Annotated in this window: 22 protein-coding genes and 1 tRNA gene; 14 read left to right on the forward strand and 9 right to left on the reverse strand. The window is 64.6% G+C overall.

The genetic code is table 11. The features are described 5' to 3' along the window. The first annotated feature begins 1 nt into the window (after position 1). The gene (locus tag WIMU1_RS15870) at positions 2-664 is read left to right on the forward strand and encodes an MBL fold metallo-hydrolase (protein WP_062798749.1); all 663 of its coding nucleotides are present in this window, start codon (positions 2-4) and stop codon (positions 662-664) included. A gap of 13 nt (positions 665-677) precedes the next feature. Here the strand turns inward: WIMU1_RS15870 and WIMU1_RS15875 are convergent, their stop codons facing one another. Together WIMU1_RS15875 and WIMU1_RS15880 are read right to left on the reverse strand one after the other, a co-directional pair. Then, a complete protein-coding gene (locus WIMU1_RS15875; protein WP_062798750.1) occupies positions 678-1,121 on the reverse strand; it encodes a DUF2752 domain-containing protein in 444 nt (147 codons plus the stop codon). A gap of 9 nt (positions 1,122-1,130) precedes the next feature. Beyond that, entirely contained in the window at positions 1,131-1,550 is a 420-nt protein-coding gene (locus tag WIMU1_RS15880; RefSeq protein ID WP_030164392.1) for an NINE protein, read from the reverse strand. 292 nt (positions 1,551-1,842) lie between these two features. Here WIMU1_RS15880 and WIMU1_RS15885 point away from each other — a divergent pair, with 292 nt between their 5' ends. The 5 genes from WIMU1_RS15885 (at position 1,843) to WIMU1_RS15905 (ending at position 7,018) form a co-directional block, all read left to right on the forward strand. Beyond that, positions 1,843-3,210, forward strand: coding sequence for an acyl-CoA dehydrogenase family protein (locus WIMU1_RS15885; protein ID WP_023963105.1), 1,368 nt, complete (start codon positions 1,843-1,845; stop codon positions 3,208-3,210). A 51-nt stretch (positions 3,211-3,261) separates the two neighbouring features. Further along, the gene (locus WIMU1_RS15890; protein ID WP_023963103.1) at positions 3,262-4,485 is read left to right on the forward strand and encodes an acyl-CoA dehydrogenase family protein; all 1,224 of its coding nucleotides are present in this window, start codon (positions 3,262-3,264) and stop codon (positions 4,483-4,485) included. 365 nt (positions 4,486-4,850) lie between these two features. Beyond that, complete coding sequence (locus tag WIMU1_RS15895; protein ID WP_062798752.1) at positions 4,851-5,183, forward strand: transglycosylase family protein; 333 nt, start codon at positions 4,851-4,853, stop codon at positions 5,181-5,183. A gap of 122 nt (positions 5,184-5,305) precedes the next feature. Beyond that, on the forward strand, positions 5,306-5,893 hold the full coding sequence (locus WIMU1_RS15900; RefSeq protein WP_158599257.1) for a TetR/AcrR family transcriptional regulator: 588 nt from the start codon (positions 5,306-5,308) through the stop codon (positions 5,891-5,893). A gap of 9 nt (positions 5,894-5,902) precedes the next feature. Then, entirely contained in the window at positions 5,903-7,018 is a 1,116-nt protein-coding gene (locus WIMU1_RS15905) for a glycosyltransferase (protein ID WP_062798755.1), read from the forward strand. Between the two features lie 48 nt (positions 7,019-7,066). Here the strand turns inward: WIMU1_RS15905 and WIMU1_RS15910 are convergent, their stop codons facing one another. The 4 genes from WIMU1_RS15910 to WIMU1_RS15925 form a co-directional block, all read right to left on the reverse strand. Then, positions 7,067-8,887 carry a hypothetical protein gene (locus tag WIMU1_RS15910; protein WP_062798757.1) on the reverse strand — a complete coding sequence of 607 codons (1,821 nt, stop codon included), beginning with the start codon at positions 8,885-8,887 and terminating at the stop codon, positions 7,067-7,069. A gap of 3 nt (positions 8,888-8,890) precedes the next feature. Beyond that, positions 8,891-9,517: a signal peptidase I gene (locus WIMU1_RS15915; protein ID WP_084248314.1), complete on the reverse strand. Its 627-nt coding sequence runs from the start codon at positions 9,515-9,517 to the stop codon at positions 8,891-8,893. Positions 9,518-9,627: 110 nt separating this feature from the next. Beyond that, positions 9,628-10,233, reverse strand: coding sequence for a SipW-dependent-type signal peptide-containing protein (locus tag WIMU1_RS15920; protein WP_030164413.1), 606 nt, complete (start codon positions 10,231-10,233; stop codon positions 9,628-9,630). 467 nt (positions 10,234-10,700) lie between these two features. Then, on the reverse strand, positions 10,701-11,933 hold the full coding sequence (locus WIMU1_RS15925; RefSeq protein WP_062798759.1) for an ammonium transporter: 1,233 nt from the start codon (positions 11,931-11,933) through the stop codon (positions 10,701-10,703). Between the two features lie 210 nt (positions 11,934-12,143). Here WIMU1_RS15925 and WIMU1_RS15930 point away from each other — a divergent pair, with 210 nt between their 5' ends. The 4 genes from WIMU1_RS15930 (at position 12,144) to WIMU1_RS15945 (ending at position 14,395) form a co-directional block, all read left to right on the forward strand. Then, a complete protein-coding gene (locus WIMU1_RS15930) occupies positions 12,144-13,304 on the forward strand; it encodes a TerD family protein (protein WP_211339019.1) in 1,161 nt (386 codons plus the stop codon). Positions 13,305-13,437: 133 nt separating this feature from the next. Continuing rightward, positions 13,438-13,833, forward strand: coding sequence for a phage holin family protein (locus tag WIMU1_RS15935; RefSeq protein ID WP_062798761.1), 396 nt, complete (start codon positions 13,438-13,440; stop codon positions 13,831-13,833). Then, the gene (locus tag WIMU1_RS15940) at positions 13,833-14,129 is read left to right on the forward strand and encodes a DUF3618 domain-containing protein (protein ID WP_062798762.1); all 297 of its coding nucleotides are present in this window, start codon (positions 13,833-13,835) and stop codon (positions 14,127-14,129) included. Before WIMU1_RS15935 ends, WIMU1_RS15940 begins: the two co-directional genes overlap by 1 nt. After that, positions 14,126-14,395, forward strand: a complete 270-nt coding sequence (locus WIMU1_RS15945) for a DUF4235 domain-containing protein (protein ID WP_023955720.1) — start codon at positions 14,126-14,128, stop codon at positions 14,393-14,395. Before WIMU1_RS15940 ends, WIMU1_RS15945 begins: the two co-directional genes overlap by 4 nt. 91 nt (positions 14,396-14,486) lie before the next feature. Here the strand turns inward: WIMU1_RS15945 and WIMU1_RS15950 are convergent. Both WIMU1_RS15950 and WIMU1_RS15955 read right to left on the reverse strand, forming a co-directional pair. Further along, a tRNA-Met gene (locus WIMU1_RS15950) sits at positions 14,487-14,560 on the reverse strand. Positions 14,561-14,647: 87 nt separating this feature from the next. Beyond that, a complete protein-coding gene (locus tag WIMU1_RS15955; protein WP_062798764.1) occupies positions 14,648-17,629 on the reverse strand; it encodes a UPF0182 family protein in 2,982 nt (993 codons plus the stop codon). 310 nt (positions 17,630-17,939) lie between these two features. Here WIMU1_RS15955 and WIMU1_RS15960 point away from each other — a divergent pair, with 310 nt between their 5' ends. Then, the gene (locus WIMU1_RS15960; RefSeq protein ID WP_030164432.1) at positions 17,940-18,545 is read left to right on the forward strand and encodes a PPA1309 family protein; all 606 of its coding nucleotides are present in this window, start codon (positions 17,940-17,942) and stop codon (positions 18,543-18,545) included. A gap of 37 nt (positions 18,546-18,582) precedes the next feature. On the opposite strand, the gene WIMU1_RS15965 is transcribed toward WIMU1_RS15960, so the two are convergent. Next, complete coding sequence (locus WIMU1_RS15965) at positions 18,583-19,650, reverse strand: YlbL family protein (protein WP_062798765.1); 1,068 nt, start codon at positions 19,648-19,650, stop codon at positions 18,583-18,585. A 91-nt stretch (positions 19,651-19,741) separates the two neighbouring features. Between WIMU1_RS15965 and WIMU1_RS15970 the strand changes: the two genes are divergently transcribed. From WIMU1_RS15970 to WIMU1_RS15980, 3 genes are all read left to right on the forward strand, one after another. Beyond that, on the forward strand, positions 19,742-21,112 hold the full coding sequence (locus WIMU1_RS15970) for a zinc-dependent metalloprotease (RefSeq protein WP_033335711.1): 1,371 nt from the start codon (positions 19,742-19,744) through the stop codon (positions 21,110-21,112). Positions 21,113-21,215: 103 nt separating this feature from the next. Beyond that, positions 21,216-22,121 (forward strand): hypothetical protein, encoded by a 906-nt coding sequence (locus tag WIMU1_RS15975; RefSeq protein WP_084248317.1) that lies wholly within the window; start codon positions 21,216-21,218, stop codon positions 22,119-22,121. A gap of 35 nt (positions 22,122-22,156) precedes the next feature. Next, entirely contained in the window at positions 22,157-23,473 is a 1,317-nt protein-coding gene (locus WIMU1_RS15980) for an ABC1 kinase family protein (RefSeq protein ID WP_062798767.1), read from the forward strand. Positions 23,474-23,552 lie beyond the last annotated feature (79 nt).

A 23,552-nucleotide genomic window follows, 5' to 3' on the forward strand; every position in this document is an offset into this window, starting at 1 on the left:
CATGCAGATCACACACTTCGGGCACTCCTGCATCCTGGTCGAAAACGACGGCACCACAATCCTTTTCGATCCCGGCAACTTCTCGCACGGGTTCACCGGGCTCACCGGGCTCGACGCCATCCTGATCACGCACCAGCACCCCGATCACGTTGATGTCGCGGCGTTGCCCGATCTGGTCGCCGGCAATCCCGACGCGGTGCTGTACGCGGATCCGCAGACAACCCGTCAGCTCAACGACGACGATGTCGCAGGCTCGTGGACCGCAGCCCACCCGGGCGACGAGTTCGCCGTCGGCGGCCTCACGGCCCGCATCACCGGCGGCACCCACGCGGTGATCCACCCCGACATCCCCACCATCGACAACGTGGCCTACCTGTTGGGCGACGATGCCGGTGGGGCACAACTGATGCACCCCGGGGACTCGCTGTTCGTGCCTGAGGTGGAGGTGGACGTGCTGGCCATGCCGACCATGGCGCCGTGGATGAAGATCAGCGAGGCGATCGACTATCTGCGCGCAGTCTCGCCGAGGGTGGCCTTCCCCATCCACCAAGGCCTACTCGGCGATGCGGGCCTCAAGATGCACTACAGCCGGTTGTCCGAGATGAGTGATCCCGCAACCGACTTCATTGTCCTGCCCGGGGAGGACGCGCTCGACCTGACGTGACGGCTCCAGCCGATCACGAGACGTCGGGGAACAGACCACCACCGACTACCTGGTCGACGACGCGCACGATTCCGTACGCGATCCACAGGGCGATCACCGCCCAGAGAACGGGATGCTTGACGGCTCGCGCGAGACCGACCACCGATCGTCGCCTCGCCAGCAGTACGCCGGCGAGCGCAACGAACACCATGGTCGCGGCAAGGCTGATCGGGCCGAAAAAGTTGTAGGCGAAGGCATCAGAGAACTGGCCGTGGGCGGTAGCCGTCCAGCTGCGGGTGAGCCCGCAACCGGGGCAAGGCAGCCCGGTGACCAGTCGTACCGGGCACAGCGTGGGCCCCGATGTGCTGAGAGCTGGGCTGATCAGGAACGCTGCAGCGACCGCACCCAGACCGAGACCGGCGGCAATCCGAACATTCCGTTCGGACTGCCGCCGGTCTGCGGTGGGCGGGGCCGCCACGTCAAGCCATCACTTCAGGGGGACACCGTTGGAGTCGGGGAGCTTGCGCATCGCGATCAAGACTATGTCGATGAGTGTCCAGATGCCGAGGCCACCGCAGGTGAGCAGCTTGGCGATACCGAGGCCGGTGTAGCCGAGGTAGAAGCGGTCGATGCCGAGACCGCCGACGAATACGGAGATCAGCAGGGCGGTGAGCCATTCCTTGTCCGAGAACAGGCCGGGCACCTGAGAAACCGGGAACCAGTTGCTCGACTGGGTGCGCACCTGCGTCTCCGGCTTGACCTGTCCGGAGCGGACAAGCCCGGCGAGGTCTTGGTACCCCATCGGGCCCTGCTCCTGGCCGAAGATCGAAGCGTAGAAGGTGTCGTTGTACGGGCCGCCCTGCGGCTGGGGTGGCGGTGCCGGATACCCGGGAGGAGGTTGTGTCATGAGGAGCAGGATATGGCACGGCACCAGACTTCGGCTGGTCCTGGACCATTTTCTGAACATTTGAATGACGGCCGGAGAAATCCCCGTGAGCTGCGCAAACAGTAGTTCGCATTGCTAATCGGTTGGTAGTCGCACCCATCTGTGACCGGCGGCCCGAACGGGCGCGTGACAACCGACCTTACTGAGTAGTAAGGTCCGTGCTGTCCGCTTTCTTACCGACCGGTAAGATCGGTGAGACGCGGTCGTCCGACCGACACCTCACGCCCAACACGTAGAAGACAAGCTGGTGAGAATGAGCACTCATACCGAGCCCCGCGACACCTCCGCTGTGGGCAAGAACCCCCACCGCCGTAGCGCCATCGGAGCAGCGATGCGAGTCCTGACCACGGTGACCGGCTCCGACTTCGCCGACAAGTACAAGATTCGCGAGCCGCTGAACCGCATCGCGTACGAGGGAACCAAGACCGGGTTCAAGACGATCGGCGCCGCAACCCGCGCCTTCTCCCGCGCCCAGGGTGGCGACAAGGCGAAGCGTTTGTCCACCACCCCCAAGGACTACTTCAACCTGTTCCCCGACGACGAACAGAAGATGATCGCGGACACCGTCAAGGAGTTCGCGGGCGAGATCTTGCGCCCGGCAGCCCACGACGCCGACGCCGCAGCCGCAGCCCCACCCGAGATCCTCGCTCGCAGTGCCGAACTCGGCATCACGATGATCAATGTGCCCGAAGAGTTCGAGGGCGCCGCCACCGAGCGTGGCGTGGTCACCAACTCGCTCGTCGCCGAAGCGATGGCTTATGGCGACATGGGCTTGGCACTGCCGCTACTGGCACCCAGCGGTGTCGCCACCACGCTCACCCAGTTCGGCAGCGACGCGCAGCAGAAGACCTACCTGCCGGACTTCGCGGGCGAGAACGTGCCCCAGGCCGCCGTCGTCATCGCCGAGCCACGCCCGCTCTTCGACGCAATGTCGCTGCAGACCAAGGCAACCCGGGTACCCAGCGGCTACCGCCTCAACGGCGTCAAGTCGTTTGTGCCTGCTGCGGCGTCTTCGGAACTGTTCATCATCGGCGCACAGCTCGACGGCCGTCCCGCCCTGTTCATCGTCGAGTCGAATTCCAAAGGCCTTGTCGTGGAGGCAGATCCCGGCATGGGTGTGCGCGCTGCCGGTATCGGTCGGCTGCTGCTCACCGACGTGACCGTGCCCGCCACCGCATTGCTCGGTGAAGAAGAAGGCGACAGCGCTTTCACCGACTACCGCGACGTGGTCCGGCTGGCTCGGCTCGGTTGGTCCTCGCTGGCAGTCGGTACGGCCCATGCCGTCCTCGACTACGTCATCCCCTATGTGAACGAGCGCGAGGCGTTCGGGGAGCCGATCTCCAACCGTCAGGCCGTCGCATTCATGGTCGCGAACATGGCGACCGAGCTCGATTCGATCCGGCTTGTCACCCTGCGTGGAGCTGCCCGTGCCGAGCAGGGACTGTCTTTCGCCCGCGAAGCGGCGCTGGCCCGCAAGCTCACCGCCGACAAGGGTATGCAAATCGGTTCGGACGGAGTGCAATTGCTCGGCGGACACGGCTTCACCAAGGAACATCCGGTCGAGCGCTGGTTCCGCGATCTGCGCGGTGCGGCCATCGGCGAGGGCATCGTCGTCATCTGACGACCGCTCCCCCATCCGACCCGACACTCTTGCACAGAAAGACATCAAGCCATGGCAATCAATCTCGAACTTCCCCGGAAGCTGCATCAGACGGTCGACCAGGCCCATCAGGCTGCCGCGCAGATCTTCCGGCCCATCTCTCGTAAGTACGACCTCCGCGAACACGACTACCCGGTCGAGCTCGACACCCTGGCGAGTCTGTACGACGGACTCAATGAAGCCGGGGCCGCCGGAGCCGGCGCCGACGGCGGACGTAGCCAGCAGAAGAACAAGAAAGAACTGCCCGCAGGCGCAGTCGTCAACGGCGGCAACATGCAGTCGGTGCTCAACACGATGGAAACCTCGTGGGGCGACCTCGGTCTGATGCTGTCGATCCCCTATCAGGGGCTGGGCAACGCCGCCATCGCGGCCGTCGCCTCCGAAGAGCAGCTCAAGAAGTTCGGCAAGGTCTGGGCGTCGATGGCCATCACCGAACCCAGCTTCGGCTCCGACTCTGCCGCGGTCTCGACCACCGCGACCCGGGACGGCGACGATTACATCATCAACGGCGAAAAGATCTATGTGACAGCCGGATCCCGTGCCGACCACATCGTCGTCTGGGCCACAGTGGACAAGAGCGCCGGCCGTGCGGCGATCAAGAGCTTCGTCGTTCCCCGTGAACACGAAGGTGTGACGATCGAGCGTCTCGAGCACAAGCTCGGCATCAAGGCTTCCGACACTGCCGCGATCCGTTTCGAGAACTGCCGCGTTCCGGCCGAAAACCTCTTGGGGTCACCGGAAGTCGACACCAAAAAGGGTTTCGGCGGGGTCATGCAGACCTTCGACAACACCCGCCCGATGGTCGCGGGAATGGCGGTCGGTGTGACGCGGGCGGCGCTCGAGGAGCTCCGAACGCTGCTCGAAGAAGCAGGCGTGGACATCGATTACGACAAACCGGCCAACAATCAGCACGCCGCTGCAGCAGAGTTCATCCGCATGGAATCGGATTTCGAAGCCGCATACCTGCATTCACTGCGGGCAGCGTGGATGGCGGACAACAAGGAGCCGAACTCCAAAGAGGCTTCGATGTCGAAGGCGAAGGCCGGGCGTACCGTCACCGACGTGACCACCAAGGCCGTGGAACTCGCGGGCAGCCTTGGCTATTCGGAACGCTCCCTTTTGGAGAAATGGGCCCGCGATTCGAAGATCCTCGATATCTTCGAGGGAACCCAGCAGATCCAGAACCTGATCATCGCACGTCGAGTTCTCGGGAAGACGAGCGCAGAACTCAAGTGATCTGATGGACGAAGGACCCCGTCCGCATCGAGGGGTACGGACGGGGTTTTTTGTTGCCTCGGGCAAGGTTTGAGGCATGACCGCCCGCCCAGAGCATGTGCCACATCACATTTGACCCGTGTCGACGATCACATTTTCCCGATTGCATCCCCGGCCCGTAACGCCTCGAGAACACCGATCTGACCAGCATTGACGACGAATCATCAAGTGCCCGAAGCGCACGTTCGCACCCAACACCCCGATGTGACCTCAACGCTTCGAGTACGTAACGTCGCTGAACGTGTCGTAGAAGACGGCAACACGGAAGTCCTGGATACAACGATCCCGCTCGCCTGATGTTCTGGGCAAGCGGCAGAGGAGGAACCATGACCAACATGCGCAAGCTTGCCGCCCGCACGGCGATCGCCGGAGCCCTGACGCTCGCACCGATGGGTGCGTTCGCAGCAACTGCCTCGGCCGAGGGTGCCCACAACTGGGACGCCGTCGCACAATGCGAGAGCGGCGGGAACTGGGCCATCAACACCGGCAACGGCTACTACGGCGGACTGCAGTTCAGCCAGTCGACCTGGGAGGCCAATGGCGGCGTCGGCGTTGCGTCGGACGCAAGCCGTGAGGAACAGATCCGAGTGGCCGAGAACGTGCTCGCCTCGCAGGGCGTCGGCGCCTGGCCCGTCTGCGGGCAGTATCTCTACAGCTGACCCCCGTTTGAACCGATCTCGCCCGGACCGCACTCGCGGTCCGGGCGAGATGCATGTGGAGGCCCTCATTTCGAGGTAGCGCACGTTGACACGAAATGACTCTGCGGTTAGCGTCGGATCCGATGAAAACGACGCGAAACTACGTCATGCGTTCGCGTGCCGAGTCCGCCGGTCTGACCCGGCGGCGGGCACTGGAGGCCACCGTCGCACTCGCCGGTGAGAAGCCGTTCGCAACGATTGTGCTCCCTGAGGTCGCCGCTCGCGCCGGCGTGAGTGTGCAGACCGTCCTGCGCCAATTCGGTAGCCGTGATGGTCTGCTGGATGCCGCCACCGAGTTCGTCGCCGAACAACTCCGATCACATCGATCCAGTCCTCCGGGCGACGTCCGGGCCGCTCTGGAGGTGCTGTTCGACCACTTCGACGACCACGGGGACGCGGTGATCATGCTCTTGGGTCAGGAGGGGTGGGACCGCCGCGCCGCCCAGCTCACCGAGTCCGAACGGCAGGCCCACCGTGCGTGGGTGAGTACCGTCTTCGCCCCACAGCTGGCCGACCGGTCGGTTGCGGCACGGACCGAGCTCATCGACATGCTGGTGGTGGCGACCGATGTGTACACCTGGAAGTTGCTGTGCCGCGACCGCACGTTGTCGAGGAGCACAGCGCAGCGCCGGGTATCTCGAATGGTGTCGGCGATACTCGCGGCTGCATAAGCTCAGGCCGTGCCGACGCCGACGCAGCCCGCCCGCATTCTGTTCGTGACCTTCGATGCGGGAGGGAACTTCCCGCCGGTCGTCACGCTGGGGCGGGAGTTCGCCCGGCGAGGACACCACGTAACCGTTCTCGGCCACGCACAGCAGCGGCGCAAGGTCGAGGCCGCCGGGTTCGAGTTCATCGCATACTCGAATGCGCCGTCGTGGTCGTCCAGCAGGCACAAGAGCGCCGCGTCCACGTTGCGGAGCTACCTCGCGCTCTTCACCACCCGGACTCTGGTCGATGACGCCGTCGCCGCCGCACGTGAGGCCGACCTGGTGGTTGTCGATTGCATGCTGTTGCCGGTGATGTCCGCGCTGAACGCTCTGCCACAGCCGACCATCGCCCTGTTCCACGCGTACTACGCCTATCTCGACGGGCCCTGGCGTCGCGGACCGATCGGAGTGGTCGCCCGGCTGCGCGGCTTGAGTTCACATCGGATCTGGGGTTCCACGGATCTGCAGGTGGTGATCTCCGACGAGGCACTCGATCCTGCCGGGCGCCACCGCCGCGCAGCAGGCAACATCTTCTGGGCCGGGCCCGCCGAACCGGCCGCCAGACCCCTCACCCCGCGGACTCCCCCAACGGTGTTGGCCAGCTTGAGCACCACCTATTTCCCGGCCCAGCAACAGACCATGCAGAACATCCTCGACGCTGCTGCCACCCTGCCCATCCGGCTGATCGCCACCACCGGACCCGCCATCGACCCGTCCCGGTTGCGGGTGCCCGCCAATGCCGAGCTCCATGAGTACGTTCCGCATGCCGACGTCCTGCCGGAGTGCGTCGCGGTCATCGGTCACGGCGGGCACTCGACAACTTCCCAGGCCCTCGCCCACGGACTCCCACTCGTCGTGATGCCGATGCACCCACTGTTGGACCAGCCGATGGTGGGTCGATCCGTGGCCAGAGCGGGTGCAGGCATCGTTCTGCGGAAAAAGGCGTCGGCCGCTCGTATCGCCTCGGCGTTGTCGCGCATCCTCGACGAGCCCGGCTATTCCACATCGGCGCGGGCGATCGGTGATCGCCTCGCGTCTGGCGACGGAACAACGCGAGCAGTAGAACGAATGCTCGCCGAACTGCCGTGACTGCCGCCGTTCGGGTTACCGTGCGTCGCAGACAATTCGCGCCCCGAGTCACTCATCCAGCTCGGTCGATCCCGGTGCTTCCTTAGCGCTCCCCTCGCTCTGCTCAGGGGCCGGAGACACCGACGGCAACGACGCCGACGGTGAGGTAGACGACGGTGAGGTGGGTGGCGGGAGCGGGGTCTCGGACGGCGTCGCCGACAGGATCGGCAGCGAAATCAGCCATCCAGCCGTGCCATTCGGTTGCCACAGCACGGGCGCGACCGGATCGGGGACCTCGAAGATCACCCAGCCGGCCGCGGTGCGGCCCGGAGTCAAGGTGGAAAGCGTTTGCCCGAGTGATCCACACGGTTGACCCCAGCTCGAAATCGGCGCGCCTGAACCGTTGCCCTGACTGAACTGAGATGACTCCACACCATTCAGCGCGTACTCACCGGTGTGCGTGGACGGGGTCACCGTCATCCGCACCGCCACGGTCACCGCGGGAGAAGTGTTGCAGCTCTGATCGATCAGGACCTCGTCGATCCGCGCTGCGCCCAGGTCAGCACCATCCGTTCCGACAAGGGCGAACTCTTCCCCGGGTGAGGGTGTGGTGGGTCCGTCCGGGACCATCACCGGTGGTGACGGTTCTGCGGTGTCGGCCGCACCTTCCGGCGGTGGTCTCACCGGGATGGCCTCGGCTGTGTCGGATGTGGTTGTGGTCGAATCTGTTTCGTCAGGTGAGGGCGTGCTGGTCGGCGTACCGGTCGGGCTCGGATCAGCAGTAGAAGTTGTGGGGTCAGTACCACCGCACTCGGCTGTCCCGTCATCCACTGGCGCGTCGTCAACTGGCGCGTCGTCGGCGTCCACAGCGGGCGGGGCCGGCGTGGTGGTCGGGGTGCCTGTCTTCGTCACCCTGGTCGTCGTTGTATCGGGAACAGCCACCTCCTCGCCCCCATCTTGGGCAACGGCCGGACACGTGGCCTGCGCGGCCTGGCGCGCACTCAGCGCCGACGGGGCGCTCAGCGGCGGGGGCTGACCTGCGGTGCCGCATTCGGCGCGGGCGAGGACAACGTTGCGCAGATTTACCTCAGGCGTGGCCGGAAAGACGTACGGCTGGGTCCACGTCATGATCAGCTCCGACCGGATGGAGGTCGCTGTCTGATCGACTTTCCACCAGATCCACATCTCCCGTACCGTCCCTATCCCGTAGCTGGGCGGCCCGTTGGCAACAGTCGGAACAGGCACTTCGCGCACAAGGAATCCGTTGTAGAGAAACGTCACCCGCCCGCTGGGGGTCGGAGCCAGCAGCTGACCCGGTCGACAAGAAGCCGACAATCCAACGGGACTGCTCACCCCCAACAAGCTCACCCCGAGTAAACCGTCGCCTTCGTATTCGAAGTTCAGATTCGATGTCCTGGTGGCTGCGCTCGAAACGGCGTCGGCCGGCGCAGATCCACACTGGGTCCCGGCAGCGTGGCGTACACACTGCGAGGAAGTCAGGCTGAAGTCCACACTGCCCGGCCACGGCAACCCACCGTTCGCCGTGCTCGACGACGTCGAGCTTCCCTGTTGGGGAGCAGCGCGGGTCACCGAGCCACCCGAAAACGTTGCCACCGTGCTCAGTGGCGAACGGCTGGGGCGCTCGATGGTGCCGGCTCCCGCTGATGCCCGTGCCCACCCTGTGGGGACGTATGCCGGGTCGACACCGAATGTGCTTGCCCCCCAGACCTTGTCTCCCCAGGCGGCCAGTGTCCGATCGGCGAACGCCCCGGTCAACGCGGATGCGCCAACGACCGCCAGGATTGCCAGTGCCGCCGCCCCGATGAGACGCCGGCGGTGCCGCTGCCCAGCGTCTCTGTTGCCGAGTGCCTTGCTGTGATGGCCACCCACTGTTCAGGCCTCGATCCGAGAATGGGTGCCTGCACCACGTTCGGGCACTGCTATTCGGCCGTCGGGAACGCCGTCATCGGGATCGACGTCGTCCTCGCTCTGTCGGGGCCAGAAGGCCCAGAGCACCAGCAACGCAGCGCCAATTGTGATCGCCAGTAGGACGATCGGATTCGACAGCCAGATGACACCCTTGGCAAGACCCGGTACCGACCACAGGACCTTGCGTACCTCCTTGACCTGATAGCCACCCGGGTCGTCGAATGAGTTGGCATCACCACGCATTTCGAGCATCGTTGTGCCGTCGGCGCCCGGCGAGGTCTTGATCACCCGGTGCGTGATCGGCAACTGGCCAGGTCGTTTGACGGTGACCACGTCGCCCACGTCCACAGACGCCGCCGGCACCGTCTGCACGACGGCCAGCGATCCCGCCGGGATGGATGGGGCCATCGACCCGGTCTTGAACATGATGAGCGAGACGTTGAACACCACGGCCAGGACAACCATCACGATGCACGCGAGCCCGCCCACCGCGAGGAGGTTCATGATCACGCTGCTGACGACCGACAGCGCGGATCGCCGTCTCGGGGCCGAGGGAGGTTCGGCGTGGGTGACCGGATCAGCATGAAACATCAAAGACTCCTATAAATTTCCGGACTTCACGACGCGGACGCGCAAGAGATCAGGGCTACCGGGCCGCCGGGGCTCTGCAATGAACCACTGGCCCGGCGGCCGGCAGATGCCTACGGTTCGACGCTGGTTGCCTTGAACTCCCAGAGAACCTGCCCTGTTGTCGACGTATTGAGCAGCGCCGCGTCGGCCGGCAGCGTCACAGTGAAACAGAAGTGCCGCGGGGTCATGTCGCCGTTGAGGATGATCGGGGTGCTTCCGCCGGCCGTCGCCACGCTTCCACCTGCCGGCCAGCCTGCGGGCGTGGTACCCGCGACGCTGCAGCTGGCGGCCTCGGTGACGGTGAGTTCGAGTTCGCCGGCCAACGCGGACGTGTTGCCGGACGGAGCGAGGGTCACCGATGCATTCAATGCCGATGCCGCCGGCCCGACCCGCAGCGACACCGGGGCTTTGACCGATTCACCGGGCGTGAGGCTCGTGGCATCGGCCAGCGGGAATGTGAAGGTGCCGGCCGTCGGTCCCGTTGCGAACTCACCCCAGCTGGTGCCACCGTTGAAACTGCCCTGAACGTTCCACTTGTCGGTGGCGAACTCGCTCTGGCCCCAGACAGAATCACTCCAGGCCGCAAGTGTCACCGCCGCTCCCACACCGAGCACCAAACCCGCCGCAAGAATCGCTCGGATCTTGCGGCGATTACGTTTTGTGACCGTCAAACTCATAATTGAACCTCGCCTACACAAAAGGGCCAGCCAGTCCGACCCGCTTGCCCCGAGTATGAAAGTAAGGCACCAAAAAGTTTCGCGGAATGCGATTTTTATCTTCGATTTTCGAAAGCATCGCGCGCATTCTTTCAGCGCCATTACCCGAACACATCAATTGGAAAGTGTGCGAGTCCATTAAAAGCCATGGCGTCAATTGGGCCAGTGCAGCTGCGACTGACATGCAGTTATCGGAGCGCCGGCGAAGTCAGTCGCGCATCTCAGACAAACAATGGGCGGACTTGGACCACTAACGCTCAGGCTCAGGCATAAAGGCGGCGACCGTTCGCCCGAAGGTTCACCGCAACAAGTTCAGCGGCAATTCCTGAACGTGACGATCATATCGACCGGTCTACGAATTACCCGACACGGCTGATCGACAATGACCGAATAGCCATTTGTGTCGATCCCATCCTCAGAGGTGGCGATCAGCGCTCGAGGTCGGCGTAGGCCGTCTCGGCGTGCTCGGAGAAGTCGACCCCTTCTCGTTCATCTTTCGCCGACACCCTGAACCCGATGGTCCAATCGATGACCTTTCCGATTCCGAATGACACCAAGAATGTGTAAAGAGCTACCGCAAAGATGGCGACCACTTGCTTACCCAGCAGCGCCAGTCCGCCGCCGTAGAAAAGTCCTTCGGCATCGGACGTCATCATCGAAGTCGCGAAGAGCCCGATGAGGAAGGTGCCGACCACACCACCGGTGAAGTGCACGCCGACGACATCCAGTGAATCGTCGTAGCCGAACTTGAACTTCCACAACACCACGTAGGCACACACGATTCCGGCTGCGAGGCCGACAACGGCCGCGCCGAGGGGACCCACCGATCCACACGACGGCGTGATCGCCACCAGCCCGGCGACAATGCCCGACGCGGCGCCGAAACTGGTCGGGTGCCCATCACGATTGGTCTCGACCACAAGCCAGCCGACCATTCCCAGGCCGCCCGCGATCAAGGTGTTGAGCAGGACGGCTGCGGCCATGCCGTCGGCCGCGAGCGCGGAGCCGGCATTGAAGCCGAACCATCCGAACCACAACAGTCCCGCGCCGAGCAGCACAAAAGGCAGATTGTGCGGGCGCATCGTGTCGTGGCGGAATCCCAGGCGCGGCCCCAAGACGAGTGCAAGTGCCAGCGCCGAGGCACCCGAGGTCACCTCCACCACCAGACCGCCCGCGAAGTCAAGCGCCCCGAGCTCTGCGATCCAGCCGCCGGGACCCCAGACCCAGTGCGCCACAGGCGCATAGACCAGTAGTGTCCAGATCGGTACGAACACGATCCAGGCGACGAAGCGGGCACGGTCGGCGATGGCCCCACTGATCAGTGCCGCGGTGATCACAGCGAACGTCAGCTGAAACGTCACGAACAACAAGGTCGGGATGGACCCGTGCAACGACTCCGGACCGATCCCGGCCAGCCCGAACGACTCCACGCCACCGATGAGGCCGAACCCCGCGTCGTCGGAGAACGCAAGGCTGTAGCCGGCGACCAGCCACGCGACCGCGACCAACGGGATCGCGATGAAGCTCATCATCATCATGTTCAGCACGCTGAAGCTGCGCACCATGCCGCCGTAGAACAGCGCCAGCGCCGGAGTCATCAGAAGAACCATCGCGGTCGAGACAAGTACCAGCGCAGTGGCAGCACCATCGAGCTCGGGCACAGGAGCCCTCCGTGTTCTGTGAAGAGGTGAGTGGTTGTGCTCGAAGGACAATAACCGGCACCCGATTCGTCCCGACGGGCCGTGGCGAATCTGCCCGGAGGTATCGAATCGACAACACGCCCACACCGATCGCCGGACTTCGGTAGCTTCGTTGCGACAGTCCTTTCCCGGGCCCACAGGCCACGAGTCGAACAAGGGCGGACCGCGACAATGAGCATCCCGATGACTGCGGGCGCCAACACTGCGTTGCAGTCCGCCGAAGTCCGCATCGAGGTCGGGGTGAGCGGACGGCAGCTCGACGTGTCGGCGCTGTTGGTGGCCCCGTCGGGCAAAGTGCGCAGCGACGCCGACCTGATCTTCTTCAACGCGCCCGTCGGGCCGGGGCTGCGTCACATGCCCGGTACTGCGCACGGTCCCGATGCAGTCTGCATCACCCTGGCCGCCGTTCCGTCGGCCATCGACAAGGTGGTGATCACGGCCAGCCTCGATCCCCCGGCCACCACGTTCGCCGGGACGAATCCACATGCCCGCGTCATCGATGCGGCGAACGGTGACCTGCTCGCCACGTTCGACCCGGCAAATCTCTCCGGCGAGACCGCCCTGATCGTCTTCGAGGTCTATCGGCGCGGCGGGGGGTGGAAGCTACGTGCGGTCGGGCAGGGCTACGCAGACGGATTGGCCGGGATCGCAACAGATTTCGGTATCAGCGTGGACGACCCGGACGAGACTGCGGCGACGGTGGAGCCGGTGGCGGTTCCCGCCGTCCCGGCGGCGACCCCCACCAACTCGGCGAACCATCGGCCGAACCTCGACAAAGGTCACGTGGTCCTCGAAAAACGCCAGTCGGTGGTGCTGACGAAGTTCGGCAAGCCGCTGCTGAGCAAGGTCTGGATGGGACTCGGGTGGGATCCGGTCGCCGGCAAGGGCCGGATCGATCTCGACGCGTCGTGCATCGCCTTCGATGCCAACCGAAAGGTCGTGGCGACCTGCTGGTTCTTGAAGTTGTCGATACTCGATGGCGCGGTGGCACATTCGGGTGACAACCTGACCGGCGCAGGTGAGGGCGACGACGAGGTGATCTCCGTGGACCTGGGGCGGTTGCCCCATTCGGTCACCGGCCTGGTGTTCACCGTGAACTCCTTCTCGGGCCAGCGATTCACCGACGTCGGGCGGGCCTTCTGCAGGCTCGTCGATCACGGGAGCGGCCAGGAGATGGTCCGATTCGAACTCTCCGACTCAGGCCCCACCACCGGCGTACTGATGTGCAAGATGGTTCGTGAACCATCTGGCTGGGTGATGACCGCGCTGGGCGAATACGCCGACGGGAAAACCGTGCGCAAGATGAAAAAGCCCGCAGCCGCGGCACTCTGAAGGGTCACATCGTCTTTTGTTCTTCGGTTTGCTCACATGTTGCCCGGGGTAACCACCGTCTGTCCGTGACTCGCGGCTCGGTAGGTCGGCTGAGCTGATCACTGCGTCGCAGCCCGCAGTCAAAGGAGGAACGATGAATCAGCCCCCACCGACAGATCTCTCGACCGTCCAGTTGATCGAACGCCTCTCCGAGCAGACCTCCACCCTCGTCAAGACCGAAGTGCGGAACGCACTCGATGAGGTGAAGACGAAAGGTACAAAACTCGGCATCGGCGTCGGCATCTCCGGAGCAGGTGCCCTGTTGCTGCTGTTCGGATTCGGAACACTCATCGCAGCGGCCGTCCTGGGGTTGGCCACCGCGGTGGAACCATGGCTCGCCGCACTCATCGTCGCGGCCGTGCTGGTCGTCATCGGAGCCATCGCTGCCGCGATCGGCGCGTCTCGGGCCAAGAAGGCCGTGCCGCCGGCACCGCAGGCAACCGTGCACAGCATCCAGAGGGACATCAACACCGTGAGGGAGCATCTCTGATGAGCGAACCGACGTCGTCGGGCGCAACACCCGAACCCGGAGCCACTGCGCCCACCGATGTGCCTCCGGTCGAGGAACAGCGCGCCGAGTTGGCCCAGACCGTGGACGCGCTGGCGCAGAAGTTCGACGTACCCACCCGCGTCAAGACGGCTGCCGCAGACACCGCCCACACCGCGCAGATCAAAGCCAAAGACAACCAGCAGGTCCTGGCGACCTCCGGCGCGATCGGGGCAGTGCTGCTCGTCCTGCTCATTGTTGTCCGTCGTCGCCGTTCGAAGAAGAGGGAGATCGTATGAGCGCCGTGTCCAAAGCCGCCTACAAGCCGCTGTCGATAGCCACCAGCGTCCTCGGTGGTGTCGTGGCGTCAGCCGCATTCGCTCAGGTCTGGAAGCGTCTGGGCAACGACGCCAAGGCGCCTGATCCCAAAGACCTCCAGAGGAGCAACACCGAAGTCCTGGTCGCCGCTGCACTGCAGGGCCTGATCTTCGGCCTCGTGAAAGCTGCGGTCGATCGGGCTGGTGCACGCGGCTACAAGGCGGTCACCCACGAAGACCCATCCTGATCGGGGCCCCTTCGCCACCGACTGGAACACCACCCCGGATATAGCAAGAACCCGCGTTCTGCGTGATGCAGAACGCGGGTTCTTGTCTTCGTAGCGGGGACAGGATTTGAACCTGCGACCTCTGGGTTATGAGCCCAGCGAGCTACCGAGCTGCTCCACCCCGCGGCGGTAAACACAACGTTACAGGCGGGCACCTGCGAAGTGCAAATCGCCCGCCTGTAACGCCGGTCACGCTTCTGAACTGGGCAAACGCTAGCCCGTCGGCAAAGCTTCGTAATCGCCGACGGCAGCCTGCAGATCCGTCTGAGCCTGACCGTAGGCGGTGAAGTTGCCCGACCTCAGCGCTTCCTGCATGGCGTTCAGGGCATCGTCCATCCGCTTGACGATCGCGTCTCGCTGGGGCGACGGCGGAACCACTGCCTGACCGTCGGCCGGCGGCGGCGTCGGGGTCTGTCCCTGTTGCGGTTGAGTACCGGGCTGCACCACAGGAGCGTTTTCAGCCCCCGGGATCTGCGTCACTGAGGACGGATCGATCCCGACACCTGCGAGCGCTGCCGCGACGGTGGGCGCATAACCCACCCGAGGCGGCTGGCCACTGCTGTCGTCGTACCGCACGATCACACGGACCAGACGCGGGAACGTACCCGCTGTCGACTTCGCCTGCGCGTACATCGGCACCACGTTCAGGACCCCGTTGTCACCGACCGGCAACGTCAGCAGATTGCCGAAGGTGACATCCGCTGTGTTCTCGAGGTTCTTGCGGCTCTCTGCCACGCGGGTGTCGGTCTCCATCGCACTGAAGACCTGTTTGGGACCTTCACGCTGCGTGTTCGGCGGAAGATTCTTGATGGTGATCTGACCGTAGTTCTCCGGGTCGGAGGACACGGTCACGTACGCCGCCAAGAACTCCTGCTTCAGGACGTTGAACACCGACGTCAACTGGAACGAGGACCTCTTCGTCTCAGGATCGGAGGCGACAAAGTAGTACGGCGGCTGATCGAGTCCCCGGGTGACCGCAGCGCTGTCCGTCGGATCGGCAGGCACCGACCAGAAGGCGTCTCCCTGGAAGAACGTCTGCGGGTTGGTCACGTGGTACTTCGTCAGCAGCTGACGCTGGATCTTGAACAGATCCTCCGGGTAGCGCACGTGGTCACGCAGGTCTGCGTTCTCCGCGTTGTCGAACTCCGCGCGCGACTTCACCGAATCAGGGAACACCTTCATCCAGGTCTTCAGGACGGGGTCCTTGTCGTCGAACTGGTAGAGCGTGACCTCGCCCGAGTAGGCGTCCACGGTGGCCTTCACCGAGTTGCGGACGTACGAGACCTGCCGGTTGACCTGAGTGCGTCCGGTCTGGCCCTGATTGAGCTGCTGCGCATCGGTGGTCGCATCTTCGAGCGACGTCTTCTGCGCGTAGGGGAATGCGTCGAGAGTCGTGTACCCGTCGACGATCCACTTGACCGAGCCGTCGGACATCACGGCCGGATAGGTCTTCGAGTCGACGGTCAGCCAAGGTGCGGCCTTCTTGACACGGTCACGAGGATCACGATTGTAGATGATCTTCGACTCTTCGTTGATGGCCCCCGAGAGCAGCAGGTTGCGCTCGGTGTACTTGACCGCGTAGGCAAATCGGTTGAACCAGTTGGACAACGGCACGCCGGCGTCGCCCTGGTAGGTGTACTTGGGTGTGTCCGCGGTGTCGAACTCCCGCGGCGCACCGGTGTTGCCGACGATGGCGTAGTCGGGATTCACCTTGGAGATCAGCTCACCGAAGTAGATGCGGGGCTGCGTCACCTTGATGGGCGCGTTCGCCTTGTAGTCGTCGGTCTGATAATTGCTCAGGTCACTGACGTTGAAGACGGGCTCACCGCCACCGTTGACGTCGCTCTCACTGGAGACGGCTTCGTTCACGGTGTTGGCAGGAGCGGCGATGAAGCCGTTGCCGTGGGTGTAGACGGTGTGCTTGTTCAGCCAGTTCTGCTGGTTCGCCTCGAACCTGGTGGGGTCGAGTTCCCTTGCGGCGACCACGAAGTCACGCATCTCGCCGTCGACTGTGTAACGGTCGAGGGCAAGTTGGGACGGGAAGCCGTAGAAGTTCTGCTGCCGCTTGAGCTGAGCGAAGGCCGGCGACACGATGTTGGGATCGAGGAGCCGGATGTTCGACAACGTCGGCGCGTCGGCGTCGACCTGATCGGCATCGGCCGGTTCACCGGTCCAGTTCGCCTGGGTCTTCACCCTGTCGTCACCGATTCCGTAGGCCGCCTTGGTGGCCTCGATGTTCCGGTTGATGAACTCGGCTTCCTTCTCGGCCGCGTTGGGCTTCACCGAGAACTGCTCCATGGCAGCGGGCCAGCCCACGCCGATGACCAGCGCCGACAACAACATCATGGCGGTGGCCAGGGCAGGGATACGAAGGTCGCGAAGGACCACACCGGCGAAGAACGCCAAAGCACAGATGACGGCGATCGCCATGAGGATCAACTTCGACGGCAGCACCGCGTTGATGTCGGTGTAGCTGGCGCCGTTGAAGATCTCTTGCTTACGGGTGCTGCTCAGCAGCGTGTACCGGTCGAGCCAGTACGCGATGGCCTTGAGCAACAGGAAGGTACCGGCGATGACCGCCAACTGGATTCGCGCCGCGTTGGTCAGCGTTCCGCCGCGTCCGGCGAGTCGGATCCCGCCGAAGATGTAGTGGGTCACCAAGCTGACGACAAACGCGATCACCACGACGACGAACAGGTAGTTCAGCACGAAGCGGTAGAACGGTAGATCAAACGCGTAGAAGCCGACATCGAGGCCGAACTCCGGATCCTTGCTGCCAAAGCTCTCACCGTTGAGGAACATCTGCACGGTGGACCACGAGCCCTGCGCGACCAGGCCCGCGAGAAGGCCGACCAGCAACGTCGGGATGATGGCAAACCACCGGATGCGGCTCATCACCACGGTGCGGTAGCGCGCGATCGGATCGCCTGGCCCACTCGTCGGAACGAACACCGGCCGACTGCGATAGGCGAGCCACAACGCACCGAAGATGATCAGTCCGGCAATGGCGCCGCAGATGCCGAACAGCGCGATGCGCGTCCAGATGATCTTGCTGAAGACCGAGCTGTAGCCGATGTCCTTGAACCACAACCAGTCGGTGTAGATGGTGATGAGCCTCGGCCCCACCAGCAACACCACCAGAACGATGACGGCAGTGGCGATGAGCGCCTTGCTTCGCCGCGACAACGTCGGCATTGCTGCCGGACCCCGGATTCCCACGTGTTCTACTCCAACTTTTATGCCGGGGGCACCGCACCCGGTCTTGACCAACACTTTACTTTGCGGCGCCCCGCTGCCTCGCTGAGCGTTGAAAGCCGAGAGAGCGGCCGGTATCGGCCCCTCCACTCCGCATTACTTAGAACAGTACCGATCGCAGCTGTGAACCGTCCTGTGCGTGTATGGCGTTGCTCACCGGCGGGTGAAAACGGGGGTCCCGGCCCCGCTGACAGGTGTGTTCGACCAGATCATTCGCCGCATACGGAGCCGTAGATGTCACTATTGTCCGGTGACCGATCCGCAGCCGCCCGTCCTCTCCCCCGACGCCCTGGGAAGCGCGATCCGAGAAGTCTTGGAGTTCGTCGATGCCGCCGGCTGGGGTCAGCCGCCGCAGCTGTTCGCGCTCGTGCCCACGGCGTTGCTGGCAGACACCCAACCGGACTGGGTCGACGACCACGACACATCCGAGCTCACGCTCATCGAGCAGGCCCCGCTGCCCGTGTCGCCCGACAGTGGCATGGCAGAACTCGAGCATGTTCTGGCCACCACCAGCTGGCCACTGGAAGTCGAGGGGTGCGCCCTGGTCCAGGAGATCATCGTGTTGCCACCGGAGGCCGAGAGCGATCTGGACGAGGCACTGGGCCCGCTGCTCTCCGATCCCGACGCTGCCGACCACGCTGCGCGCAGCGCCGCCGAAGCGCATCCGGAGAGTCGCGGGGCGCGTCTGGCCGCAGCGGTACTGCGTGACGGACGGGCACTGAGCCTCCTGCAGCTTGCCCCGGGCACAGAGGATGATCCCGACGCCCCGATCGAATTGCTGCAACACCCCGAGTTGGCGCCCAACCTCCTGGCCGCTCTCGCCGGGACACTGGAGAACACCCCGCCAGAGGAATAGTCGGACGAACAGTGCTCAGGGCGGGCCGCGTTTGAGGTCAGCAACCCGGTGGCGTGCGACCCGCTTCGAGTTCCTTCAATCCGTCGACGGCGTTCTGCAAGGTGTCGACCTTGACCAGGGTCAGCCCGTCAGGTGTGTCCGATTTCGCCTCGGCACAATTGCCGGACGGGACCAGAAATGCTTCGGCGCCCGCATCTTTCGCGGCCCGCATCTTGTGCGTGATGCCGCCGATCTCGCCCACGTCCCCGTCCGGGGTGATCGTCCCGGTGCCGGCGATGAAGTCGCCTCCGGTGAGCTCTCCGGGACTCAGCTTGTCGATCACGGCCAGAGTCAGCATCAACCCGGCCGACGGTCCGCCGATGTCACCGACGTTGAAATCCACGTCGAGTCCGGGGTCGCCGTTCTCCTCGGCGAGCGTGACGCCGAGGATCCCCTTCGACTCGTCGTCGGGATTGGCACCCAGGGTCACCCGCACCGTGACCGGGTTTCCGTCGCGAAGGACGTCGAGCGTCACCTCGGTGCCGGGGGCAAACCGGCCGAGCGCGGCCCGAAGGGCGTTCGGGTCTTCGACGGCCACGCCGTCGACCGCGACGATGTCGTCGCCCGGTTCGAGCTTGCCCGCCGACGGTCCGTTGTCGTCGACACCACCGACCACCTGTTCCACCGGCCGCCCCAGATAGTTCAGTGCGGCAAGCGTCGCGGAGTTCTCCGAGCCGGTCATCTGCTGCTTGTTCTCTGCGTCCACCTCGTCGTTGGACTTGCCCGGCGGGTACACCCGGTCGCGCGGCTGCAGCTCATCGTCACCGGAGAACCAGAATCCCATCGCCTGGAACAGCGTCAGGTTGTCGGTCACCGAGACGGTGGTCAGGTTGAGGTTGCCCGTCGTCGGGTCGGTCTGCGTCCCACCGATCGCGACGACATCGATCATCTCGCCGTTCGATCCGTCTTTCAGCTGGCCCAGCGTGTTGACCGTCGGACCCGGCCCCAGTGCCACGTAGGGCACCTTCACCAGCGTTCCCAGCAAGACGAACGCGACCAGGAACGCCAACGCCACCAGCAACGTGGTGACCCGCCGGTATTCCGGGGCAATTCTGAGGGACTGCATTTTCACCAGGCCCAGCGTAGAGGGTGACCGTTCGCCGAGAGCGGATGGATTAGCAGGAGGATCCGGGCTGATGCGCCGGTACCGTAGAGGTATGAATGACTTGCCTTTCGGTTTCTCTCCTTCGTCCGGCGACGACGGGGACGGTGACGAGCGCGGCAAGAAACCCGGCGATTTCGATCCCAATCAGCTCGGGCAGATGCTCTCGCAGCTCGGTCAGATGTTGTCCGGCATGGGAGCCGGTATGGGCACGGGCGGCGGTGGTGAGCCGGTCAACTATCAGGTGGCGACCTCGCTGGCCCGCCAGCAGATCGGCAAACACACCCCGGTCAGCGACCGGGAGAAGTCTGCGGTCACCGATTCGGTCCGGTTGGCCGAGGTGTGGCTCGACGCCGTGACCACACTGCCCGCGGGAGTCACCACCACCGAGGCATGGACGCCGGTGGACTGGCTTGAGAAGACGCTGCCGGTGTGGAAGACGTTGTGCAACCCGGTCGCCGAGCAGATGGCGACCACCTGGTCCAAGAACCTGCCGGAAGAAGCTCGAGATTTTGCCGGCCCCATGCTCGGCATGGTCACCCAGATGGGTGGGATGGCCTTCGGAACCCAGCTCGGGCAGGGCCTGGGCCAGCTCGCGAAAGAAGTACTGACGTCCAGCGATGTCGGCTTGCCGCTGGCTCCCACCGGAACGGCTGTGCTGCTCCCCGAAGCGATCGCCGCGTTCAGCGAGGGCCTGGAACAGCCCAGCCAGGAGATCATCGTGTTCTTGGCGGCGCGCGAGGCCGCCCATGTGCGGTTGTTCTCGCACGTGCCGTGGCTCCGCCAGCGCCTGCTCGCGACCGTCGAGGAGTACGCACGCGGGATCTCCATCGACTTCTCCGGCATCCAAGACGCCGCGGCGGGCATCGATCCGGCCCAGCTCCTGTCCGATCCGAGCAAGCTTCAGGACCTCCTCGGCGGCGGCGCGGCGTTCGAACCGAAGACCAGCCCCGCTCAGGAACACGCACTTGCCCGCCTGGAGACGCTGTTGGCGCTCATCGAGGGCTGGGTCGAAACCGTTGTCTCCCAAGCTCTCCACGACCGGATTCCGTCGGTGGGCGCACTCACCGAGACGATGCGCAGGCGACGGGCCACCGGTGGACCGGCCGAGGAGACCTTTGCCACCCTCATCGGACTCGAACTACGCCCGCGCAAGTTGCGCGAAGCCGCCGACCTCTGGCGCAAGCTGCTGGAGTCGTCGGACGTGACCACGCGCGATGGCGTGTGGGCGCACCCCGACCTGGTTCCCGACGCCGACGATCTCGACCATCCGGCGGCATTCATCGACCGGGTGATCGGTGGCGGAGTCGACGCCTTCGACGACCCGATCGCCCAACTCGAGAAGACCATCGCGGACGAGGCCAAACGAGCCGAGAAACGCCCACCCACCGACGACGAGGGCGATCAGAAGTCGCCGGGCGCCTGAGTTCTACCGGGCCGCATACGTCCTGCTCGAGCCGCATTTCGGCCTGTGGATAACTGACGTCAGCAGGCGTCGGTCACCACGTCGCGGTGGTTGAGTGGCGGCCATGGCTGTTGTGATGTCTTTGCCCCGGTTACGGCCGGAGACGGTGATCGTGTTGCGTCCCGGCGGCCGGGTGCAGGTCGGATGCGACCCGGAGACCGCCGTTGTGCTCGAACCGCCGGTCCACGTTTCCGCCGCCCGTCTGATCGGACTGCTGCGGTGGATGACCGGGCCCCGGTCGGTCACCGAGGTGACGGCCGCGGCGGCGGACATCGGGCTCGACCTCGACGAGGTCCGGGGCATTCTCGACCGTTTGGTTGCGGTCGGGATCGGACACCACTTACCGCACACGGGCGCCCAGCGCCCACTGACCATCCGTGTGCACGGCTCGGGACCACTGGCAAGCGCAGTCGCCAGAGCGGTCGCGGCAGGGGGCCACCGCGTTCGGCAATCGGTTCGGCGACCTCGACTCGCACCTGACCACCCGGACACGGAGAAGGCCTTCGCGACCTGGTCGGCCGATCTTGTGGTGCTGACCGACTTCCTCACGCACGACCCCTGGCTGATAGCGGATCTGATGAAGTCGCGGGTCCCGCACCTGACCGTCCGGCTGCGCGACGGATCCGGAGTGATCGGGCCGCTGGTGTTGCCGGGACTCACGAGCTGCCTCGTGTGCGCTGACCACCACCGGCGCGACCGCGACGCCGAGTGGCCCATCATCAGCGCCCAGCTGTTCGGTCAACGCGGGTGGGCCAGTCCGGCGACCATCGCGGGCACCGTGGCCTTGACCGTGGCGCAGATCGAACACATCACTGCTGTCACCAGCGCTGCAGCGTCGGCATCGGCATCGCCGGACCGCGATCCACCCACCACGGTGAACGCGACGATCGAGTTGCGACCGAATGCATCATCTCTGCAGATCAGACAGTGGACGCCGCACCCGCTATGCGGTTGCGGCGTGCCGGCGTGATCTAAGCTCGAAGAATCGGGAAAGGGGAACACTCAATGGCTGAGATCACACGAGGTGGAGCACGGCGCAATGCCAAGCTCGCCTCGCTTCCGCTCGGGGTGGCAGGACGGGCGGCGACGGGGTTCGGCAGACGGTTGGCAGGTGGGGACCGTGATGAGATCGCCGCAGACATGCTCGAGAAGACCGCCGAGCAGCTGTTCGCCGTCTTGGGCGAGCTGAAGGGCGGCGCCATGAAGGTGGGTCAGGCGCTGTCGATCATGGAGGCGGCTATCCCCGAGGAGTTCGGCGAACCCTTCCGTGACGCCCTCACCAAGCTCCAGGCAGAAGCGCCACCACTGCCCGCAGCCAAGGTGCACGGCGTGCTCGACAACCAATTGGGCACCAAGTGGCGTGACCGATTCCAGGAGTTCTCCGATGAGCCGGCGGCCTCGGCGTCCATCGGCCAGGTGCACAAAGCGGTGTGGCACGACGGCCGCGACGTCGCGGTGAAGGTGCAGTACCCCGGCGCCGACCACGCCCTCAAGGCCGATCTCAAGACCATGTCGCGGATGACCGGACTGCTCAAGCGCCTGTCCCCCGGCACCGACGTCAAGTCGATGATGGACGAGCTCATCGAGCGCACCGAAGACGAACTGAACTACACGAAGGAAGCCAACAACCAGCGGGCCTTCGCCAAGGGATTCGCCGACGACCCCAATTTCGTGGTGCCCCGGGTGGTCGCTTCGGCCCCCAAAGTTGTTGTGTCGGAGTGGATCACCGGAACACCCATGTCGAAGGTGATCAAGAACGGCACACAGGAGGAGCGAAACGACGCCGCGGCGAAGATGACCGAGTTCGAGGTCAGCTCACCGAAGCGGGTAGGACTGGTCCATGGCGATCCTCATCCGGGGAACTTCCAGTTCCTCGCCGATGGCCGGATGGCGATTCTCGACTTCGGCGCCGTGGGCATCTACCCGAACGGTCTGCCTGCGGCGACCGGACCGATCCTCCGGCTGTGCCGCGACAACAAATACGACGAGCTGAAAGAAGAAATGGTGCGAGCCAACTTCATTCAGCGCTCTCATCAGGACAAGGTCACCCCGAGTGACCTCGAGGCGTACCTGCGTCCGTACGTCGATCCGCTCTACAGCGAGTCTTTCCACTTCACCCGCAAATGGCTGCAGCGGGCGGCGGGCGCAGCCTCGGATCCGCGTGGCGACGTCTACCGCACATCACGAAACCTGAACTGTCCCAAGGAATATGTGATGGTGTTCCGGGTTCTCGGCGGCTGTGTGGGTATCGCAGCCCAACTCGACGCAGAGGCCCCCTATCGGGCGATCATGGAGAAATGGGTCGACGGGCTGGCTGAGTAGAAGGCACCAGCTGATTCAGACACACGAGCGGGCGGTCTGTGTATTTCTCACAGACCGCCCGCTCTGTCGTCGCGCCGAC

The organism is Williamsia muralis NBRC 105860 (assembly GCF_001598915.1).
Lineage (GTDB): Bacteria > Actinomycetota > Actinomycetes > Mycobacteriales > Mycobacteriaceae > Williamsia > Williamsia muralis.

Coding starts and splice junctions, on each gene's coding strand:
- WIMU1_RS15870 (WP_062798749.1), top strand. CDS start 2: ATGCAGATCACACACTTCGGGCACTCCTGCATCCTGGTCGAAAACGAC.
- WIMU1_RS15880 (WP_030164392.1), bottom strand. CDS start 1,550: ATGACACAACCTCCTCCCGGGTATCCGGCACCGCCACCCCAGCCGCAG.
- WIMU1_RS15885 (WP_023963105.1), top strand. CDS start 1,843: ATGAGCACTCATACCGAGCCCCGCGACACCTCCGCTGTGGGCAAGAAC.
- WIMU1_RS15890 (WP_023963103.1), top strand. CDS start 3,262: ATGGCAATCAATCTCGAACTTCCCCGGAAGCTGCATCAGACGGTCGAC.
- WIMU1_RS15895 (WP_062798752.1), top strand. CDS start 4,851: ATGACCAACATGCGCAAGCTTGCCGCCCGCACGGCGATCGCCGGAGCC.
- WIMU1_RS15900 (WP_158599257.1), top strand. CDS start 5,306: ATGAAAACGACGCGAAACTACGTCATGCGTTCGCGTGCCGAGTCCGCC.
- WIMU1_RS15915 (WP_084248314.1), bottom strand. CDS start 9,517: ATGTTTCATGCTGATCCGGTCACCCACGCCGAACCTCCCTCGGCCCCG.
- WIMU1_RS15920 (WP_030164413.1), bottom strand. CDS start 10,233: ATGAGTTTGACGGTCACAAAACGTAATCGCCGCAAGATCCGAGCGATT.
- WIMU1_RS15930 (WP_211339019.1), top strand. CDS start 12,144: ATGAGCATCCCGATGACTGCGGGCGCCAACACTGCGTTGCAGTCCGCC.
- WIMU1_RS15935 (WP_062798761.1), top strand. CDS start 13,438: ATGAATCAGCCCCCACCGACAGATCTCTCGACCGTCCAGTTGATCGAA.
- WIMU1_RS15940 (WP_062798762.1), top strand. CDS start 13,833: ATGAGCGAACCGACGTCGTCGGGCGCAACACCCGAACCCGGAGCCACT.
- WIMU1_RS15945 (WP_023955720.1), top strand. CDS start 14,126: ATGAGCGCCGTGTCCAAAGCCGCCTACAAGCCGCTGTCGATAGCCACC.
- WIMU1_RS15955 (WP_062798764.1), bottom strand. CDS start 17,629: ATGCCGACGTTGTCGCGGCGAAGCAAGGCGCTCATCGCCACTGCCGTC.
- WIMU1_RS15965 (WP_062798765.1), bottom strand. CDS start 19,650: ATGCAGTCCCTCAGAATTGCCCCGGAATACCGGCGGGTCACCACGTTG.
- WIMU1_RS15970 (WP_033335711.1), top strand. CDS start 19,742: ATGAATGACTTGCCTTTCGGTTTCTCTCCTTCGTCCGGCGACGACGGG.
- WIMU1_RS15975 (WP_084248317.1), top strand. CDS start 21,216: ATGGCTGTTGTGATGTCTTTGCCCCGGTTACGGCCGGAGACGGTGATC.
- WIMU1_RS15980 (WP_062798767.1), top strand. CDS start 22,157: ATGGCTGAGATCACACGAGGTGGAGCACGGCGCAATGCCAAGCTCGCC.